This window comes from Nocardioides sp. TF02-7 (assembly GCF_022437945.1).
Lineage (GTDB): Bacteria > Actinomycetota > Actinomycetes > Propionibacteriales > Nocardioidaceae > Nocardioides.
Genome location: NZ_CP092535.1, coordinates 2,549,406 through 2,569,057 on the forward strand (window position 1 = coordinate 2,549,406; position 19,652 = coordinate 2,569,057).

The 19,652-nt window shown below is 71.5% G+C and carries 15 protein-coding genes; 9 read left to right on the forward strand and 6 right to left on the reverse strand.

The genetic code is table 11. The features are described 5' to 3' along the window. Window positions 1–69: 69 nt before the first annotated feature. From MF408_RS13130 to MF408_RS13140, 3 genes are all read right to left on the reverse strand, one after another. Window positions 70–741 carry a hypothetical protein gene (locus MF408_RS13130; protein WP_240248075.1) on the reverse strand — a complete coding sequence of 224 codons (672 nt, stop codon included), beginning with the start codon at window positions 739–741 and terminating at the stop codon, window positions 70–72. 657 nt (window positions 742–1,398) lie between these two features. Next, the gene (gene dtd, locus MF408_RS13135; protein ID WP_240248076.1) at window positions 1,399–1,824 is read right to left on the reverse strand and encodes a D-aminoacyl-tRNA deacylase; all 426 of its coding nucleotides are present in this window, start codon (window positions 1,822–1,824) and stop codon (window positions 1,399–1,401) included. Window positions 1,825–1,845: 21 nt separating this feature from the next. Beyond that, a complete protein-coding gene (locus MF408_RS13140; RefSeq protein ID WP_240248077.1) occupies window positions 1,846–2,208 on the reverse strand; it encodes a DsrE family protein in 363 nt (120 codons plus the stop codon). 109 nt (window positions 2,209–2,317) lie between these two features. On the opposite strand from MF408_RS13140, the gene MF408_RS13145 reads away from it, so the two are divergent. Genes MF408_RS13145 through MF408_RS13155 form a run of 3 tightly spaced genes read left to right on the forward strand, consistent with a single transcriptional unit; the run spans window position 2,318 to window position 4,120 of the window. Continuing rightward, window positions 2,318–2,758 (forward strand): FABP family protein, encoded by a 441-nt coding sequence (locus tag MF408_RS13145; RefSeq protein WP_345893946.1) that lies wholly within the window; start codon window positions 2,318–2,320, stop codon window positions 2,756–2,758. Next, complete coding sequence (locus tag MF408_RS13150) at window positions 2,751–3,185, forward strand: transcriptional repressor (RefSeq protein ID WP_240248078.1); 435 nt, start codon at window positions 2,751–2,753, stop codon at window positions 3,183–3,185. Before MF408_RS13145 ends, MF408_RS13150 begins: the two co-directional genes overlap by 8 nt. Then, a complete protein-coding gene (locus tag MF408_RS13155; RefSeq protein ID WP_240248079.1) occupies window positions 3,182–4,120 on the forward strand; it encodes a folate-binding protein in 939 nt (312 codons plus the stop codon). The genes MF408_RS13150 and MF408_RS13155 overlap by 4 nt, the downstream gene beginning before the upstream one ends. Before the next feature lie 234 nt (window positions 4,121–4,354). Here MF408_RS13155 and MF408_RS13160 read toward each other — a convergent pair whose 3' ends face one another. Continuing rightward, window positions 4,355–5,128 (reverse strand): hypothetical protein, encoded by a 774-nt coding sequence (locus tag MF408_RS13160; protein WP_240248080.1) that lies wholly within the window; start codon window positions 5,126–5,128, stop codon window positions 4,355–4,357. Window positions 5,129–5,652: 524 nt separating this feature from the next. Between MF408_RS13160 and MF408_RS13165 the strand changes: the two genes are divergently transcribed. From MF408_RS13165 to MF408_RS13175, 3 genes are all read left to right on the forward strand, one after another. Continuing rightward, complete coding sequence (locus MF408_RS13165; RefSeq protein ID WP_240248081.1) at window positions 5,653–6,471, forward strand: cobalt transporter; 819 nt, start codon at window positions 5,653–5,655, stop codon at window positions 6,469–6,471. A 357-nt stretch (window positions 6,472–6,828) separates the two neighbouring features. Continuing rightward, complete coding sequence (locus MF408_RS13170) at window positions 6,829–7,257, forward strand: hypothetical protein (protein WP_240248082.1); 429 nt, start codon at window positions 6,829–6,831, stop codon at window positions 7,255–7,257. Next, complete coding sequence (locus tag MF408_RS13175) at window positions 7,232–11,749, forward strand: LamG-like jellyroll fold domain-containing protein (protein WP_240248083.1); 4,518 nt, start codon at window positions 7,232–7,234, stop codon at window positions 11,747–11,749. The genes MF408_RS13170 and MF408_RS13175 overlap by 26 nt, the downstream gene beginning before the upstream one ends. Window positions 11,750–11,818: 69 nt before the next feature. Here MF408_RS13175 and MF408_RS13180 read toward each other — a convergent pair whose 3' ends face one another. After that, entirely contained in the window at window positions 11,819–12,700 is an 882-nt protein-coding gene (locus tag MF408_RS13180) for a helix-turn-helix transcriptional regulator (protein ID WP_240248084.1), read from the reverse strand. A gap of 95 nt (window positions 12,701–12,795) precedes the next feature. After that, window positions 12,796–13,824 (reverse strand): LCP family protein, encoded by a 1,029-nt coding sequence (locus MF408_RS13185; RefSeq protein WP_240248085.1) that lies wholly within the window; start codon window positions 13,822–13,824, stop codon window positions 12,796–12,798. Between the two features lie 766 nt (window positions 13,825–14,590). Here MF408_RS13185 and MF408_RS13190 point away from each other — a divergent pair. The 3 genes from MF408_RS13190 to MF408_RS13200 are packed head-to-tail and all read left to right on the forward strand — an operon-like array spanning window position 14,591 to window position 19,649. Further along, window positions 14,591–17,287, forward strand: coding sequence for a glycosyltransferase (locus tag MF408_RS13190; RefSeq protein ID WP_240248086.1), 2,697 nt, complete (start codon window positions 14,591–14,593; stop codon window positions 17,285–17,287). Next, the gene (locus MF408_RS13195; RefSeq protein ID WP_240248087.1) at window positions 17,284–18,294 is read left to right on the forward strand and encodes a hypothetical protein; all 1,011 of its coding nucleotides are present in this window, start codon (window positions 17,284–17,286) and stop codon (window positions 18,292–18,294) included. The genes MF408_RS13190 and MF408_RS13195 overlap by 4 nt, the downstream gene beginning before the upstream one ends. Before the next feature lie 32 nt (window positions 18,295–18,326). Next, on the forward strand, window positions 18,327–19,649 hold the full coding sequence (locus MF408_RS13200; RefSeq protein ID WP_240248088.1) for a methyltransferase: 1,323 nt from the start codon (window positions 18,327–18,329) through the stop codon (window positions 19,647–19,649). The last annotated feature ends 3 nt before the right edge of the window (window positions 19,650–19,652 follow it).

Genomic DNA, 19,652 nt, shown 5'->3' on the forward strand with positions numbered 1-19,652 from the left:
CCCCGCCCACCCCTGTTCGAACACATGTCCCCTCGGGTCGACTGAAAAAGCACGAGCGATAGAGAAGGCCTATTCCTTGGCCCAGGCTCGTTGGGCGAAGTTCACGATTGTGTCGACGCTGGACGTGAGAGGCACGTTGCCGTCACTTGAGCGAGCGTTGCTCCGAGACAGGGCGACCACCTCGGCGCTCCGCGCAACGGCGTTGCCGTCGACAATGTCGAACACCCCGGCGGAGCCGCCGACAGGGACCAGGAATCGATCGAAACTCTGAATCCCAGGGGCTTCCTTCGAAGTCTTGTCGACGACTACGAGGAGTACCTCGGCGCCGGCGACGAGATCGGGGTGATCCTCCCCGCCGCTGGTAACGCCCGCGTAGTCGTCCCAGGCGACGACAGCGACGTCGCCGAGGGCGACCACCGCTTCATCACTGCTCTCACTGACCGCCAGTTCAACGAACTTGATCGGCACCGCGTTGCTCGAGTCCTCCGGGGTTGCGCCACCGCCGTCGAGTTCGGTGGCAACCGTTGCCCCTACGATCCCGCGCACGATCAACTCGCCCCGCGCCACCAACTCCTCGACGGACTCATAGACAGGGCCATCTCCGAGCGTGATCGGGGTGGGTGTCGCATCAGGAAGTTCCGCTTCCGCGTCCTGCGACTTCCCCTCCGAGCAGCCCGACGCAAACGCGACGCTGCAGGTCACAGCGATCGACAATCGCACCCCGCGACTGAGCGTGTTCACAATGCCGACTCCTTCGTCAGTACTTTGCCCGCACACCGTCTTGGTCGTCGTCCCATGGAGGTGCTCCGCCACATCCGGACTTCTCGGAGCCTTGCTCCATCACCTTCCGGCGCCCGCCGCACGTCCCACGGCCCCCGCTGCAGACGCCGTAGATCAGCGCCCAGGTCCTCGCTGACGTATGAACCGAATCTGATCTCGATCTCTCGATTCGACGCGCTCTGCACGAACAAGGTTCCCGGAACGTCCTTGGAGCTCCAGTTGTCCTTCGCGCGTGTAGCCGATCGAGGGCTCGACGCCGACCTGGTCCAAGTGCTCGACGACCAGGAGGTCCGCGAGAAGCTCGGCCGCGGCCTCACGGGGGCCGCCCCGCCCACCCCTGTTCGAACACTTGTTCTATCCTTCGGGCATGCCGATGCCGCGGGTGCGTCACGTGTGGGTCCGGCCGCCCCACACGCCGACGACCATGCCGGGGCTGGTGCTGGAGTGGCGGGCGCTCGGGGACGGGTGGGGAGGCGCTGGTGACGTGGATCGAGCCGCGGGGGCGCACGATCACCGACTGGCTGCCGGCGACCTGCCTCACGCCGCGGCCGGGTACGCCGACCACCGGCTCGGCCTACGGCTGACCCGGCACCCGTGACCGGTCCAGCTCAACACTTGTCAGCGCTCCAGCCACACCGTGAACGGCCCGTCGTTGACCGACGCGACCTGCATCTGCGCGCCGAACACGCCGCGGGCCACCGGGGTCCCGAGCCGTTCGAGCTCGCGGCAGACGGCGTCGTACAGCGGCTCGCTCACCTCCCGCGGCGCCGCGGCGACCCAGGTGGGGCGGCGGCCCTTGCGCGCGTCGCCGTACAAGGTGAACTGCGAGACGACCAGCACGCCGGCGCCGGTGTCGCCGGCGGAGCGCTCCTCGGGCAGGATCCGCAGGTCGCGGATCTTGCGCGCCATCCATGCCGCCTCGTCGGGGCCGTCGTCGTGGGTGACGCCGAGGTAGACGAGCAGGCCGGGGCCGGTCAGCTCGCCGACCACCGCGCCGTCGACCTCCACCGACGCCGACCTGACGCGCTGCACCACCGCCCGCACGAGAGCCTCCGCCTCCGGACGTCAGTAGACGAGCGCCTGGGCGCCGTCGCGCAGCGACTCCTCGACGAACACCGACGCCCCGGCGATCCGTACGCCGCGCAGCAGGTGGGCCTCGGTCAGCTCCCGCCGCGCGGCGCACTGCCCGCAGACGGTGACGGTGCCGAGCTCGAGGACGGTGCTGATCAGGTCGGGCAGCGGGGTCGCGCGCGGGAGCTGCAGCTCGGCCGCCCGGCCGGGCACCGCCAGCCAGGCCGCGTCGCCCGCGAGCCACAGCGAGACCGCGACGCCGGACGCGGCGGCGGTCGCGGCGACCGTGAACCCCTGGTTGGCCCGCTCCGGAGCCTCGACGCCGCAGGTCACCTTCACCACCAGGTCGCGTGCCATGCAGGTCACCCTAGAGCCCGCCGTACGCCCGGGCGCCGCCTAGGATGGTCGACCGTGGCCTTCCAGATCCCCCCAGAACCTGCACCCCGACTGCGGGCCGATCGCGTGGCTGCTCGGAACCTGGCGCGGCAACGGCCACGGCGACTACCCGACGATCGAGAAGTTCCAGTTCGGGCAGGAGCTGATCTTCCAGCAGGACGGCCGCCCGTTCTTCCACTACATGTCGCGCGCGTGGATCATCGACGAGCAGGGCAACAAGGTCCGCGAGGGTGCCCAGGAGACCGGGTTCCTCCGCGCCAAGCCGGAGGGCAAGCTCGAGCTGGTGCTCACGCACGCGACCGGGTTCGTCGAGATCTGGTACGGCGAGGCCGACAACGGCCGGATCGACATCGTCACCGACGCGGTCGCCCGCACCGAGACCGCCAAGGAGTACGCCGGCGGCAAGCGGCTCTACGGCAACGTCGAGGGCGACCTCCTCTACGCGTTCGACATGGCCGCGATGGGCCAGCCGCTGCAGCCACACCTGTGGGCGAGGCTGCAACGTGCCTGAGTCCGCTGCGGACTGGAAGGCCGCCCTCCGCGAGAAGGGCTACCGGCTCACGCCCCAGCGCGAGCTGATCCTCGGCGCCGTCGACGAGCTCGGCCACGCCACGCCCGACGAGGTGCTCGCCCACGTCCGGCAGCAGGTGTCGACGGTCAACGCGTCGACGGTCTACCGCACGCTGGAGGTGCTCGAGGAGCTCGGGCTGATCCGCCACGCCCACCTGAGCGACCGCGCGCCGACGTACCACTCCGCCCGCGGCCACGAGCACTTCCACCTCGTCTGCCGCGGTTGCCGCGAGGTGATCTCCGTCGACGCGGCGACGGCGGCGCCGTTCGTGGAAGTTCTGGGCGCCCGTCATGGTTTCACCCCTGACATCGGGCACCTGACCGTCTTCGGCCGGTGCCGCAACTGCAGCCCACCGGAGGAGCCATGACCGACACCGCGAGCCCGCTGCTCTCCCTGCCCGGGGCGGTGGCCGGCGATGGGGTCGACGCGCCGGTGGCGGCCCACTACGGGTCGCTCTACGGCGAGCAGCGCGCGCTGGCCGCGGGGGAGGGGTTCGTCGACCTGTCCCACCGTGACGTCCTGCGGGTCACCGGACCCGACCGGCTGACGTGGCTGCACTCGCTGACCACCCAGGACTTCGAGGGGCTCCAGCCCGACGTCTGGACGTCGGCGCTGGTGCTGAGCCCGCAGGGCCACGTCGAGCACGCGTTCACCGGCGTCGACGACGGTGAGGCGTTCACCGCCCACACCGAGCCGGGTGCGGCTGCCGCGCTGGTGGACTTCCTCGACCGGATGCGCTTCATGATGCGCGTCGAGGTGGGCGTCGTCAGCGACGAGGTGGCGGTCTGCTGGCGCCCTGGGAAGTACGACCTGGTGCCGCGCGAGCGGCTGGAGCAGTACGCCGAGGCGGCCGGCCCCGCTGCCGGGCTCTGGGCGTTCGAGGCGCTGCGGATCGAGCGGGGCGAGCCGCGGCCCGGCGTCGACACCGACCACCGCACCATCCCCAACGAGGTGGGTTGGCTGGGCTCGGCGGTGCACCTCGACAAGGGCTGCTACCGCGGCCAGGAGACCGTCGCGCGGGTGCACAACCTCGGCCGCCCGCCGCGCCGGCTCACCCTGCTCCACCTCGACGGCTCCGAGAACCGGCTGCCCGGCGTCGGCTCCGACGTCGTCGACGGCCTGGGCAAGGTGATCGGCCGCACCGGCTCCTCCGCCCGCCACCACGAGCTCGGCCCGATCGCCCTCGCCCTGCTCAAGCGCAACGTCCCCGTCGACGCCCAGCTCGTCGCCGACGGCCTCCCCGCCGCGCAGGAGGTCGTCGTCGACCCCGAGGTCGGTCTCCACTTCCGCCCCGAGCGCTGAGGCTGGGGTGCCGCCCGCCCGGGCGTTTGAATCGGGTGTCGTGGTGGGTCGAATCGGGCCTCGTGGCGCGTCGAATCGGGCCTCGTGACGGGTCGAGTCGGGCCTCGTGGCGCGTCGAATCGGGCCTCGTGGCGCGTCGAGTCGGGTGTCGTGGTGCGCGATCGACCCAAACACGGTCCGCGCTCGCGCTTGACACGGTGGGACGCACCATGGGTCGCAGGCGGCGCAGGTTCATCAAGGGATGTCGCTGAGTCGGTGCTTCCCATGGCGTGCCCACCGTGGGAGGCGCGAGCTCGTCTGCATACCTTGATGAATCTGCGCCGGCAGTGGCGGGGCGCCGGTGTGACCCGCGCAGGGCAGCTGAGTCGCGGACGAGGCGGCCGGAAAGCGGGAAGTGGGGAAGATCCGACTGCGATAGCTCATCCGATCTTCCCCCAGTTCGGCCTCGGGCGCGCAGTTGGGGCAGGGCGTGGCGTTGCCGGTCCAGCCGCGGAGCCGCAGCAGCTGCCCGATCTTTCCTGCGGTGCGGCAGGGATGGTCGTAGACCTGGGCGTATCCGAGGCGGACGGTCGCGGTGTGCTCGATCGCGGCGTCGAGGTCGCGCTCGAGGTCGGCGTTGCGGGCTGCGGCTGAGTCGTGGAAGAGGCGGCCGTCGAGCTCCACGACCTGCAACCAGGCGGGTTGGCGACCCCGGTAGAGCACGTCGCGGAACATGCGCCGTCCGTCGATCGTCGCGAGCGCCTGCCGGATGCCGCGCGGCAGCCCGTGCGGACGCTCGACGAGCGTCAGGTAGCCGTGCTCGAGCACCGAGCACGTGCCGTCCTCGACGTCGGCCAGGACCGCCAGCAGCCAGTCGCGGCGATGGAGGCGCGCGGCGACGGCCACCCGTTCGCGGAGCCGGTGGGTGGTCGTACGTCGTCCGCCACACGCGTCGGCGAGCACGCCGACCGCTTCCAGCGTGGAGGCGGCACGGTTAGCCAGGTCGATGACGGCGTCGTCGTACCGCATCCGAGGCGGGCTGAGGTTCCACTGCACCTGCTCGTGGAACGCGCGGGCGCGGCTCGCCGGCCGTGTTCGAGCACCGAGCGGGGCGTAGTACGGGCGGTGCGCAGCACAGCGGTGCGCGACGCGGGCAGCGCAGGTTCATCAAGGTATGTAGGCGAACTCCCGCCTCCCACGGTGGGCACGCCATGGGAAGCACCGACTCAGCGACATCCCTTGATGAACCTGCGCCGCCTGCGATCCACCACGAGGCCCGATTCGACGCGCCACGAGGCCCGATTCGACGCGCCATGAGGCCCGATTCGACGCGCCATGAGGCCCGATTCGACCGCGCCGCGCGCACCGTGGGTCACAGGCCTCCGGTGTCACATCGCCCTGGTTGTCCCCCGACAACTGTTCACCGGTGGGTCGCGAACGCGACACCGGCGGGTAGCGGGCCGGTCGGGGGCGGGTCAGCAGCATGACGCCCGGTCGGTCCTCTGCGGGCCGGCCGGTCCCTCCCTCCCGGCCCAGGAAGTCCCGGCTCTCTCATGCTGCCCGCGTTCTCCTCGCTCGCGATCGATCCGTTCGGCGCCTCGGTACTCGGCGACCGGATGGTCGGTCTCGTCCAGTCACCGGGGTTCGTCCCCGCCGCCTTCGCGCTCGCGTTCGTCGCCGGGGCCGCCCACGCGGTGGGGCCGGGGCACGGGAAGAGCCTGGCGGCGGCGTACCTCGTCGGGTCCGACGGCAAGGTGCGCGACGCGGCGTGGCTGGGGTTCAGCGTGGCGGCGATGCACACCGTGTCGGTGCTCGTCATCGCGGTCGCGTGGACGTTCCTCTCCCTCTCCGACCTGGTGCGGCTCGAGCAGCTGACCACCGCGCTGCAGCTCGTCGGTGGCGTGCTGGTGATCGGCGTCGGGGTCTGGCTGTTCCGCCGCCACCTCCGCCGCGCCCGCCACGGCGACCACGGCCACGGCCACGGGCATGGCCATGGCCATGGCCACGGACACGGCCACGGTCGCGGCCACGACACCGGCCCGAGCCGCCCCGGCCTGGTCCTGCTCGGCATGTCCGGCGGGCTGACGCCGTCGCCGGCGGCGTTCCTCGTGCTGATCACCGGGCTGTTCACCGGCCGCTCCGGGTTCGCGCTGGCGCTGGTGATCACCTTCGGTCTCGGCCTGGCGAGCGTGCTGTTCGCGGTCGGCCTGCTCGCCGTCGGCGGGCGCAACGTCGTGGTCCGCGCGGCGGAGTCGCGCCGGCTGCTCGGGGTCGCCACCCGCGTCGCACCGGTGCTCGCCGCGACCAGCATCACGCTCATCGGCTGCGGCATCACCACCCTGGCCATGACCGACCTGGCCGGTGTCGCATGAAGCCCGTACGCCGGGCAGCGGCCGCCGCGGCCGTCGCCGCGCTCGCCGCGGGGCTCCTGCTCGCCACCCCTGCGCCCGCCGGGGCCCACCCGTTCGGCGACCCGCAGACGGTCACCGTCGGCAACGAGCAGGGCCGGGTCGTCGTCGAGTGGCGGGTCGGCGGCCTCGACGACCTCACCCTGCTCGGCATCGAGCTCGGCGTCCTCCCCGCCGACCGGGTGATGCTCGACGGCGCGATCACGTTCGACGAGGCCGACCCGGCCACCGTCGCCGCGTCCGGACGAGCTGCGCGGCTACCTGCTCGACCGGATCGCCGTCGAGGCCGGCGGCGCCGCCTGCACCGGCGAGGTCACGTCGGTGACCGACGACCTGCAGCGCGACGGCGCGCGCCTGGAGTTCACCTGCGCCGTGCCGGTCACCGCGGCGAGCGTCACGGTGCGGACGCTCACCGACCTCCACCCGGCCTACCGCACCCTCGCCACCGGCCCCGACGGCCAGCGCGCGGTCTACGGCAGCACGACGGAGACCCACCGGTTCGAGCTGCCCGCCGGCCCCGCCACCAGTCCCGCGGCCGACCCTGCAGACGTCGAAGACCCGGCCACCCAGGCCGACGACCACCTCGGCCGCAGCGCCGCCCTCCAGCTCGGCGGCGTCCTCGGCGCCCTCCTCCTGGCCGGCCTCACCGCGGCGCTCGTCGCCCGCCGCCGCCGCTCCCAAGCCCACCCCACCACCGCAACCACCAACCCCGAGGAGACAACACGTGTCCCCACGCCAGCATCGTCGTAGCCGCGTCCTCGCGGCTGCGGCGCTCGGGCTGACGGTCGCCGCCGGCGGCCTGCTCACCGCACCGAGCCAGGCCGCACCGACCCAGGCCACACCGGCCACACCCACCACCGCCCCCACGATCGCCGCGGCGGCCGTGGAGGTTCCCGACGCCGACCTGCTCGACGCCGACTTCGCCGGCGGTACGCCGACCGACCACGCGCAGGGCCTCGCGGTCGACACGTGGGGCACGCCGACCTTCGAGACCGACCCCGAGCACGGCGACATCATGCGGGTGACCGCGCCCGCGGCGAACCCGCAGCTCGCCGACGACGCGATCGCCTTCGACTGGGCCGGTCAGTGGGACGAGCTCACCAGCGGGTTCGCGGTCGAGTGCGTGTTCCGCATCGACACCGACATGCCGATCGGCAACGAGAAGGACCTCTGCTCCTCCAAGGAGGCCGGCGGCCTGTCGGTCTACGTCACCGGCGGCAACCTCGGCACGATGGCCCACATCGGCGGCGGCTACCAGACGGTGCTGACGCCGATCGAGGGCCACGAGTGGCACCACGCGATGTCGGTCTGGGACGGCACCACGCTGACCCTGTACGTCGACGGCGCCCCGGTCGGCTCCACGCCGGCCACCGGCGCGCTGACCGTGCCGCCCAACCCGGCCGCGCACCGGTTCGCGATCGGCGCCGACGCGGCGCCGAGCGGCGTCGGCCAGTACGCCCCGCCGGCGTCGTTCGTGGCGAGCCGGGTCTGGTCGCAGCCGCTCAACGCCGCCCAGGTGCACGAGGCGGCGGCGTCGTACGGCTTCGCCGTGCAGGTGCCGGAGGCCGACATCCTCTCCGTCGACTTCTCCGACGGCACGCCGGCCGACGCCGCGCAGGACCTCGCGGTGAGCACGTTCGGCTCGCCGGTCGTCGCGCCCGACCCGGCGCTCGGCAAGCCGACCGCCACCACCGACGGCTTCGACGACGCCTACAGCTATGCGTTCGGCGAGCAGTGGCCGGCGATCAGCGAGAGCGTGTCGATCGAGTGCACGTTCCGGCTGACGACCGACCTGCCGGTCACCGCCGAGAAGGCGCTGTGCTCCAGCAAGGAGGCCGGCGGCTACTCGATCTACGTCAACGACGACCAGGTCGGCCTGATGGCCCACATCGGCGGCTCCTACAAGAACGCCCGCGCGCAGATCCAGGCCAACCGCTGGTACCACGTCCTCGCCACCTGGGACGGCGCCGCGATCCGGCTCTACGTCAACGGTGTCCTCTCCGCCGAGACCCCCGCGACCGGCGCGCTGACGCTGCCGTCGGTCAACGGCCGGCCGCGGTTCGTCGTCGGCGGCGACACCAACAACAACACCGGCGCCCAGTTCTTCGCACCCGCGGTGTTCTCGAGCAGCCGGGTCTGGAGCCAGGCGCTCGACGGCGCCGAGGTCGCCGCGGCGTACGCCCGCGAGCTGGGCGGCGTGCCGCCGGCCGGTGTCGAGCTGGTCGCCAGCTCGCCGGAGGCCGGTGCGCACCTGACCGAGCCGACGGTCTTCGAGCTCGACGTCGCCAAGGCCGAGAACGCGACCGGCTGGGCCGCGACCCTCGACGGCGAGCCGATCGAGCAGGGCCAGGAGATCGGCGCCGGCCTGCGGTCGGGCGACCACCAGGTCGTGGTCACCGCGACCAGCGTCTTCGGCGACGCCTACCGCTGGGAGATCCCGTTCACCTCCGCCACCATCCCCACCGGCGGCGGCACCGACGACGGGCAGGGCGGCGGCTCGGTGTCGCTGTCCGCGATCGCCGACAGCCCCGACGGCAGCGACGTCACGACGACCTTCCGCGAGGCCACCGCCTCGGTCGCCGAGGACGGCTTCCAGGGCGTGGTGCGGCGGGTGCCGACCAGCCTCGAGTTCGAGTACGACGAGGGCGGCGAGGTCCCCGGCGCGCAGGAGCCCGACGACGGCGAGACCACCGCGAGCCCGACCAGCGGCGACATCCCGTTCCAGCGGTTCGACGTGGAGGTCGACGGCGCGGCCGCCGGCCGGCGGGTCGTGTGGAGCGGCACCGTCGACCCCGCCCGCTCGGTCGCGCTGCGGGCATGGCGCACCGACACCGAGCGGTGGGTCGAGCTGGCCTCCGCCCGTGGCAACGCCGAGGGCGAGACCGTGCTCGCGGGCCTGCTGCGTCACGAGGCGTTCGTCGACGACGGCGTCGTGCACGTCATGGTCACCGGCGTCGACCCGTTCGCCGACGACCTGGCGCCGCGCGACGAGCGGGCGACGGCCGACAAGGACCGGTTCGAGGAGCCGGGCGACTACGACTTCTCCTTCGCCCACTTCACCGACACCCAGTACCTCGCCGAGGGCGCCGGCGGCGGCACCTACGACGACTGGGACGGCGTGCAGGAGCCGTCGGACGTGATGCTGGAGGAGGAGCGCGCCCTCTGGGCGGCGGCCTACGAGTCGAGCACCCAGTGGATCGCCGACAACGCCGACGAGCGCAAGATCGCCTACACCGCCCACAGCGGCGACATCATCGAGAACGAGTACAACGACCCGCTGGCGACCGGCCCCGACGGCAACCTGCTCTGGCCGGGGCTGGACGAGCAGGCGGTGCGCGAGTACGAGTTCACGTCGGAGGCGCAGGCGCGGCTCGACGACGCCGGCGTGGTCAACCAGGTGGTCGCGGGCAACCACGACAACCAGCTCGGCCGCGCGACCGGTCCGGACTCGCGGTTCAACGAGTACTACGGCCCCGACCGCTACTACGACGCGTCGCAGGCGTGGCCGGAGGGCGCGTCGTACCACGCCTGGGACGAGACGACCGACGAGCAGGGCAACACCGTCACCCGCGGCCGGGACAACCAGAACAACTACGTGCTGTTCTCCGCCGGCGGTCTCGACTTCGTCGCGGTCGGCCTGTCCTACGGTGTCACCCAGGAGGAGGCGGACTGGGCGAGCTCGGTGTTCGAGCGGTTCCCCGACCGCAACGGCATCCTGATCAGCCACGCCTACATCGCGCCGTCGACCGCGCCGGACGGCCGGGGCGCCGGCTTCTCCGTCGACGGCTCGCGGCTCTACGACGAGGTGGTGCTCGACAACCCCAACGTGTTCCTGGTCCTCGCGGGCCACGAGCACGGTGTCGGCACCAACCTCAAGACCGACATCGGCGCCACGGTGGCGCACAACGTGGTCGAGCTGCTTGCGGACTACCAGTTCTACAAGGTGACCGCGGGTGAGCTGTGGCCGGAGAAGGTGGCGGCCGACGGCACCATCGACCTCGACGGCGACGGGACGTCCGACCACCGGGCGAGCGACCTGCTCCAGTTCGGTGCGAGCTGGCTGCGGCTGCTGCAGTTCGACGTCGAGCGGTCGGAGGTGAGCATCGACACCTACTCGCCGTTCTTGGACGACTTCGGGGCGACGGAGTACGACGACCGCAAGCGCTACAACGGCGCGGAGGACAACCTGGTGCTGCCGGTCGACCTGTCGACCCGCACCACCACGTTCGAGACCGACGCGCTGACCGTGGTCACGCCGACCGACACCGTGATCGGCGAGGCGACCGCCCGCTCGGGCTGGCCGGCCACCGTCGAGTGGTCCGGGCTGACGGAGGGCGAGGTCTACGCCTGGGTGTCGGACAGCCGCACCGCCGACGGTGAGCCGATCCGCGGGCTGCGCCAGTTCGGCACGGTGTTCGTCGCGACGGCCGCCGGCACCGACGCCACGCCGCCGGTGTTGACGGTGCCGGCCGGCACCGAGCTGGAGGTGGGGGAGGTGTTCGACCCGCTGGCGGGCGTCACCGCCACCGACGACAGCGACGGCGACCTGCTCGACCGGGTCGAGGTGATCGGGTCGGTCGACACGGCGGAGCCGGGGTCCTACGCGCTGACCTACCTGGTGGCCGACGACAACGGCAACCAGGTCGTCGTACCCCGCGTGGTGCGGGTCGTGGAGCCGGTGGACGACCGGGTCGCGACCCGGGTGACGGTCAGGAACGCCACGGCGACGTTCGGCAAGCGGCTGCGGCTCACGGCTCAGGTCTCACCGGCCGCGGCCACGGGTAGCGTGCAGTTCCTCGCCGGCGAGGAGGTGCTCTGCGAGGCGGTCGTGACCGACGGCAGCGCGTCGTGCCGCGTGCTCACCCTGCCGGCGCCGGGTGACCACGTGGTGACCGCGGCGTTCTCCGGCGACGAGGAGCACGCGCCCTCGCAGCGGTCGTTCGTGCTCGACGTGCGGGCGCCGGCCAAGCGGGACGCCCGCGTCGACGCGGGGGCCAGCCGCAAGGTCGTCCCGCCCGGCGCCCGGGTCGTGCTCCGCGCCACCCTGGCGCGCACCGCCACCGGCACGGTGACCTTCAACCGCGGCGGTAAGCAGCTATGCGTGGCGAAGGTGCGCAACGGCAAGGCGTCGTGCACGCTGCCGCCGCGGCTGAAGAAGGGCCGCTACCGGGTGGTCGCGGTCTACAAGGGCGACGCCGGCCACCGCGCCGACCGCGACGTCTTCACCTTCCGCAAGCGGTAGGGGAGGCCGAGCACCACGACGGCCCGCCGCCGGTCACCACACCGGCGGCGGGCCGTCGCCGTTCCCCGCTCAGGCGCGCTTCTCCTCCTGCAGCGCGTGGGCGGCCCGCCGGATCCGCAGCAGCATCGCCGCCGACGGCGTCACCTTGCCGGAGATGTACGTCGAGAGGCGCGAGGCCGACGTGCCGACGTAGGCCGCGAAGTCGCGCTGGGTGAGGCCGCTGATCGCGACCAGCCGCCGGATCTCGAGCGCGACGTGCTCCCGCTCCCGCTGCTCCTGGCGCTCGCGGTAAACGACCTGGAACTGCTGGACCGCCCGGGCGACGTCGTCACGCGCCGTACGACGAGCCAGCTCGACCAGCCGGTCGGCGGCGGGACCCCACGGGTTGAGCGCCACCGGAGCCACCAGCGCCCGCCAGTCGGCGACGCTGTGCGACTCGACCAGCCGCTCGAGGTGGTCGCTCCACGGCTGCCGCCGGCTCGGCCGGGGGTCGCCGATCCCGACGAGGATCAGCCACGACGCGTGGTGGTGGTTGAGCTCGGCGACCTCGGTGGCCTCCTCGATGTCGAGGCCGGCGTCGACCAGGGCGTCGCACATCGCCTGCTCCCGGTCGAGCAGCGCCAGCACGCCGGAGAGCACCGGCTGGTCGGGGCCGTGGCCGAGGAGCTCGTCGAGCCGGTCCTGCACGGAGGCGAGCGGCTCGTGGCCGAGGGTGCGGATCAGCGTGTTGAGCGTGAGCACGTCCTCGGCCTCGGCGTCGACGCACAGGCAGACGAGGTTGGCCCACGCGGCCCGCTCCTCGTCCTTCGCCTGCCGCCACGCCTTGCTCTCGACGAGCTGCTCGAACCGACGCCAGGTCGCCGCCTGCGGGTCGTCGGTGTCGGCGCGCGAGCGCGCGAGCGCAGCGTCGACCGCCCCTGCGACCCGATCGCGATCGGCTCGTCCGGGCATGAGCCCTCCCCGTGCCCCCGGACCCGTTGGAGCCGGGTCCCCGCGACCGATCCCCCACCGGCCGCGCCCGCCCCAGTGGCGCCGGGACGGGTGACTTACCTAACAGTAGGTCTGTGCGCGTGACCTTTGGACGACTCCTGCGTTACGCAGGCCGCGACGGCGCCGGATCTGATAACTTCGTCGAGCGGGTCAATCGACTCGGTCGGGGGCGGGAGGAGGTCGACGTCGTGGGTGCGCCGGTACCTCTCGAAGTCGTCCCTGGCGATCGCCTGGAAGAGGGCCCGAGTCGCCCGTACGTCCAGCTCCACGACGCTCTGCCCGTCGATGGTCGCCGTGCCGTGGTGCGGAGCGGTCAGCCAGGTGAACTCGCCGGCGCCCTTCCGGGTGATGGTCATCGCCAGGCTCCGGATGAGGCCTTGGTCGAACTCGGAGTCGAGGACCACCAGCTCGGCGAGATCTCCGACCAGGCCGGTGAGCCGCAGTGGATTGGTCCGCGAACCGGAGACGGCCTGCTCGAGGACCGCGCGGAGGAAGTGCTGCTGGCGGTCGATCCGGTCGAAGTCGCCTTCGGGAAGCGACTTGCGGTCCCGCACGTAAGCGAGCGCCTCTGCACCCTCGAGCCGGCTGGTGGTCCCGTCGGCCATCGGCACCTCGACCCCACCGAGCGTCTCGGTGACCTCGGCGAAGCCCTCGAAGTCGACGACCACCACGTGGTCGACGAAGACGCCGGCCGTCTCTTCGAGAGTGTGTGCCAACAGACGAGGGCCGCCGAAGGAGAACGCCGCGTTGAGCTTGGCCCGGCCCCGGCCGGGGATCTCGACCCAGGCGTCGCGGGGGAGCGACACCACCTGGCTGGAGTCGCGGTCTTCCGACAGGTGCCAGACCATCATCGTGTCGCTGCGAAAGCTGCCCTCGACCCAGTCGCCGGTCTGCAGCTGCTCCCGCAGGTCGTGACCGGGACCAGCGTCGACGCCGACGAGCAGCACGTTGAGCGCGCTGCCCTCCACCCGTTCCGGGCGCCCCGGACGGTCCAGCTCGGCATCGAACCGAGGGATGTCTCCGAGACGGCTGTTGAGCACCCAGACCCAGCCGCCGACGCCGACGAGGAGGGCCAGAGCCAGCACGCACAGGACCGACAGCGCCGGGTGGCGCTTGGCCAGGCGCAGGGGACCCGCCCGTCTCGTCCGATGCGCGGAAGCAGGCCGGTGCTCGCTCATGAGCGGTCATCTCTCCCGAGGTCGACGAGGTCGGCGCAGCCTAGCCAATCGGTAGGCGATGGATAAAGTAAAGAACATCCGGGTACCACGCAGCGACCGTGCCGCCTCCTCGGCACGGCCGCAGAAGCACGGCCGCATGGGGGTCCTGTCTCGGAGGACAGATGCAACGCGATGACTTCAAGGTACGCAGATTCCCCGGGATCGATGCTGTCGGCCTGAGCGAGGCCGCAAGTCGGTTGCGCGTGGCGATCGTGACCGAGGAGATCATCGGACCGGTGCGCAACGGAGGCATCGCCTCGACGTACGCGCACCTCGCCAAGGGGGCTCGCTGCCGAGGGGCACGAGGTGCACGTGCTGTTCCTCAAGGGGCCTGTCGTGCAGGACGAGACGCCGGAGCACTGGGTCGACCACTACGCCCAGCACGGCGTGGCGCTGCACTACCTCGACATTCCCGAGACTCCCGTCTGGAGTGCGGCAGCCACGTGGCAGCGTCGCTACGCCAGCGCCTACGAGTGGCTCCGTGAGCAGGAACCGTTCGACGTCGTCCACACCTCCGAGTGGCGTGGCGGGCTGGTGTACGCGCTCATGGCCAAGCGACTCGGCCTCGCGTTCCGGGAGACCCTTTTTCCTGGTCAAGACCTCCTCGCCCTACATCTGGAACCGTCATTACCAGATGCAGCCGATCACCGAGCCGAACCTCCTCGCCGCCGCGTACGCGGAGCAGAAGTGCGTGGAGCTGGCCGATCGAGTGGTCGGCGGCTCAGCCCACCTCTTGTCGTTCATGGAGCGGGTCGGTTACCGGATACCCGACGACCACGTCCACGTGCAGCCCAACATCGTCGACTTCTCGAACGTCGCCGTGACCGACCGCCGGCCTGGACCCCCGCGCCGGCACGGCGACGTCGTGCGGACCCGCGACCTCGTCTTCTTCGGGCGCCTCGAGCAGCGCAAGGGCATCGAGATCTTCTGCACGGCCGTGGATCTGCTGCACGAGCGGGGCGAGGTGCCCTCGTCGGTGACCTTCCTCGGGAAGTGGAGCGGCAGGCTGCCCGCGCAGGGCGGGATCACGCCGGAGGAGTACGTCGCGGAGAAGTCGCGCACCTGGGCGTGTCCGGTCACCGTCGTGACCGACAGGAACCAGCCCGAAGCCCTCGAGCTGCTCTGCGAGAAGGACGTCATCGCGGTGATGCCCTCGCTCATCGAGAACTCCAGCATGGCGGTCTACGAGACGCTCGAGCAGCGGGTCCCGTTCATTGCCACTGCCGTCGGAGGGACGCCCGAGCTCGTCGCTGAAGAGGACCACCCGACCTGCCTGGTGGAGCCGACCGCGCAGGCGCTCGCCGATCGCATGGAGCACGCCATCCGCGACGGCCAGGTCATCGCCCGGCCGCGCTTCTCCAACGAGCAGAACCTCCGCGTCTGGTACGGGTTCCACGCCTACGTGGCCGAGCTCATCGAACGGGAGGGCCGGGGACGGGCGGTGGAGCTGCTCACGGCCGGCGTGGACCGCCCCGGTTCCGAAGTCGCGTCGATCGCCTACGTCGCACTGGCTCGTCGCGGTGATGTGCTCGACGACCTGGTCAAGGCGTTCTACGCCGAGGCGCCCGACCAGGTGGTCCTGGGCTACAACGACGGCGCCGTCCGTGCCGAGGTCGACAAGGCCGGCCTCGCTCTCGAGTCCGCGGGCGTGAGCGTGAAGGTGGTCAACTGCACCGGCCAGACGGCGGGAAGCGCACTCGACCGCCTGGTGGCGGAAGGACGCGCCGACGCGGTCGTCGTCTCGCACGGCGCGAGCGCGGTGCCGCGGCTCGGCTACCTCGACGCCGCGCGCCGCGCGCTGACCCACCGGCCCGGCTGCTTGTTCACGGCGTTCTTCGCCACTGACGACGCGACCGTGGGCATGCCGCTCGGAGGAGACGTGGCGTCACAGGTGCTCACGTCCCGCGCCTACGGGCCGGAGGTGTTCGCGTTTCGGCGCGAGACGTTCGACGCGGTCGGGGGTTCGAGCCGTACGACGCTCGCCACGGACTGGTTCATGAGTACGTCACCCGCGCGACCGAGGCCGGCCACGAGCTGTTGGTCCTTCCCGAGCAGCTCCTCTCCTGGGGAGTCAGCCGCCGAGGAGTCACGGGCCTTCCACACCGATCCGATGCACGCCTACCTCAAGGCGAAGCCGATGATCGACCGCTCGACGCTCGCGCAGCGGAAGGTCCTGCTCGCCGCCCTGCACCCCGGCCGGACGTCCGGCGGGGTCGACGAGCGCATGCTGCGCGGCGGCGTAACCGACGACGGCGAGAGTCAATGGCTCCTGCCAGCGACCTGGGACCCCGAGGACGTCGCCGCTGCTCGGCAACGGCGGCTCGTCGTCGGGCTCGACTGCCGCACCGACGAGCTGTGGCTCTACGCCCGCGGCCTCGGCGAGCGCCGGCTCATCGTCCGAGGCGAGGCAGTGCCGGTCACGCTCGTTGCGACGCGCGGTGAGGAGGGCAGTGAGGACCACGTGACGGTGTCGCGGTTCCAGGTGCCGACCGACTGGGAGGCGGGTAGCTCGTACCCGTTGACCTGGGGTCTTTACGACGGCGAGGTCAAGATCCGCAACACCTTCCTCCGCGTCAACAAGATCGGAGCCCGCACCTTCGCGGTCGCCGGCCGAACACCGGTCCTCTCCGCTGGCGCGCTCACCGACCTCGTCCACAGCGTCCCGGTGCGGTGGCCGGTGCCACAGCCTGTCGCCGCCGGGTCAGCATCTGACCCGACGGATCCGGTTGCCGACGAACCCGCTGCCCCCCACCGATGTCGGCTTCGAGCTCACCGCGACCGCCTCGGTCGACGACGACGTCGAGCGGGCTGTCCGGGCGGCGCGAGACGCCCTGAAGCTGCGGGCCGACACCGACCCGGTCGAGGTGCTCGAGCGCAGCCGCGCCCTCCTCGTGAGTCCACCGCCGACGCTGCCCGCGCCGATCACCCCCGCTCGGGACTGCAGCCTCCGTACGCCCACGACGGCTGGCGCACAGGTGACTGGCTGACCGGCTGGGCATGGGACCGCGAGGACCGCGATCGGATCCTCCACGTCGTCCTGATGTCGGCCGCCGAGCCGCTGCTGATGGTCCGCGCTGACGGCACCGACCGATCCCTCGAGGACGTTCCCGGTAGGGGGCGGCACGTGTTCCGCATCCCCGTCCTACCCGAGCACATGGAGCGCGCCGACCTCCACCTTCGGATCTGGGAGAGCCACACCCGCGTCTACCGGGGCGGGCTGCGGCTCGACCTGTCCGCCGGGCCGATGCTCCGTCGGGTCGTCGAGCCCGGGGTCCATCGCGGTGACCAGCGCCGCGCCGCGAGGAAGAGGAGATGGTGGAGGCGAGGATGACGTGGGAACGACTCGGCAGGGGGATCTTCGGAGGTCCGTTCCTCAAGGCGCTCGACGTCCCGGCGGCGGCCGCCCGGCTACGAGCGGCAGAGATCGCCCCGGGCATGCTGTCGATCGGCGAACGAGCGCTGCTGCACGAGCTGCTACGCCGAACCTGGTCCGGAGAGGGCGCGGTGGTCGACGGTGGCAGCTTCTTCGGGTCGTCCCTCGTCGCGGAGGCCCAAGGGATGCTGGCAGGCTCGGTCATCGAGGACGTGCCCGGCGACCGGTTCCCCGACGGGAAGCCGATCCACGGGTACGAGCTCGGCTACCTACCGGCGCCGCAGAGCGACCGGGTCGACCGTCGACGGGTGTATGCGGGCACCGAGTACCGGCTCGGCGACAGCTTCGTCCAGATCCTCGAGGACACCGTCGCTCCCTACCGGGACCTGGTGGCCCTCCACATCGGCGACCTGCAGAAGGAGCGCTGGAGCGGTGCGCCCATCGAGATCGCGTTCATCGACGTCTGCAAGACAGCACGGCTGAACGCCCACGTGTCGAAGGAGTTCCTCCCGGCGCTGATCGGCGGCGGGTCGACCCTCGTCCACCAGGACTTCTTCTTCGACCGGCTGCCGTGGATCAGGGTCACGATGGGCTACCTGAAGGACTACTTCCGGTGGGAGGGACAGGTGTTCACCAGCTCCGTCTACCGGAGCGTCAAGGCGGTCCCTGCTGACATCGCCGAGGTCGACCCGTTCCTCGTGGGCACCTACGAGGAGTGCCTCCAGCTCCACGACGCGATCGAGTACGGCGGCATCGAGCGCCGGTACGAGTACCACCTCGCTCTGTCCCGCGCCTACCTGATGGCGCTCAAGGGACGAAAGAACGAAGCGATGGATGCGCTGCGCGAGGTGGAACGCGTCTACGCCGACCTGCTCGACGACGCAGACGATCCGCGCGGGAACCGGTTCCGGCTCGACCGAGCGAGCCGGCAGATCTCCAACGGCAACATCTTCAAGGTCTCCTAGGGGAGCGCATGACAGAGACGACCGTCGATCCCATGGCCGCAGCGAAGGCCGCCATCGCCGACAAGAACTGGACGGAGGCGCGGCGGCTGCTGGCCCCGCTGGTGGCCGAGAACCCCCGTGGTGCTGCCGCCGTCCTCCTCGCCAGGTCGGAGCTCGAGCTCGGCCGTCCGGAAGTGGCCGCACCGCTCGTCGCCGCGTTCAAAGCGTGGCGACCACGGCACGTCGGTGCCCGTGTCCTCGGAGCCCGGATCCACCTCGCCAGTGGTTCCTTCGACGAGGCGGAGTCCGAGGCGCGGGCGGCCCTCGAGCTCGAACCCGACCATCCGGCGGTGCCGCGGCTGCTCGAGCGGATCGCGGCGGGTCGCGCAGCGGCGGAGTCGGAGCGGCTGGTCCGCCTCGTCGACGCCCAGCACGTGCGGGCGAGGAGGGAGGGGCCGACCCGCGAGCTGCTGGCGGCCGCTCGAACACTCCAACGTATGCGCCCGGGACCCGACTGGACGCGCGACCGGCTGCAGGCGACGATCGCTTACTTCCACCATGCTTCGGACCTCCGTGCCGCGCTGCGCAACTACGATCCGCACCTGATCGATATCTCGACCCGGTTCGACTACATCGCGTGGCCCCGCCGCATCCAGCAGTACGTCCGAGGCCGCTCGGTGCTCGATGTGGGGTGCGGGTTCGGCGGCTACGGGATGGGGTTCCTCATCGCAGGCACCAAGAGCTACACCGGCCTCGACCCGGCCATGGAGCTCGACAGCAGCCGCGCCAAGAACAAGCGTGTGCGCAAGTGGGAGGACATGGGGGTCACTCCTCGACAGATCGCCGAAGCACTCCCGGCGATCCGCCTGCTGCAGAGCTCGTCGGAGGACACCACGTTCGAGGAGACCTTCGACACGATCGCGCTGCACAACGTCACGGAGCACCTGATGAGCCTCGACGAAGTGCTTCGTGGCCTGACCCGGCTGTGCCGCCGCGACAGCGTCGTGGTGTTCCACCACCACAACTACTACTGCTGGAACGGCCACCACCTCGCGCCCAACCAGCCGGCGCAGCTCGACGAGTCGGACCCCCGGCACCAGCAGGTGTACGACTGGCGCCACATCGACCTGGTGCCGGACCTGCCCGAGGACCACTACATCCGGACCAACCTCAACCGGGTCCGCCTCGACGAGCTGCGCGAAGTCACCGAGCGGTACTACGAGATCGAGCGGTGGGACGAGGTCCCTTCCTCGCCCGAGACGCTGGAGCGTCTCACGCCCCAGGTGTTGGACCGGGTGCGTGGGACGGTGCCGGACATCACCGAGCGCGAGCTGTCGGTCAACGCCGTGCTCGCTGTCGCCCGGCCGAAGCGCTGACCG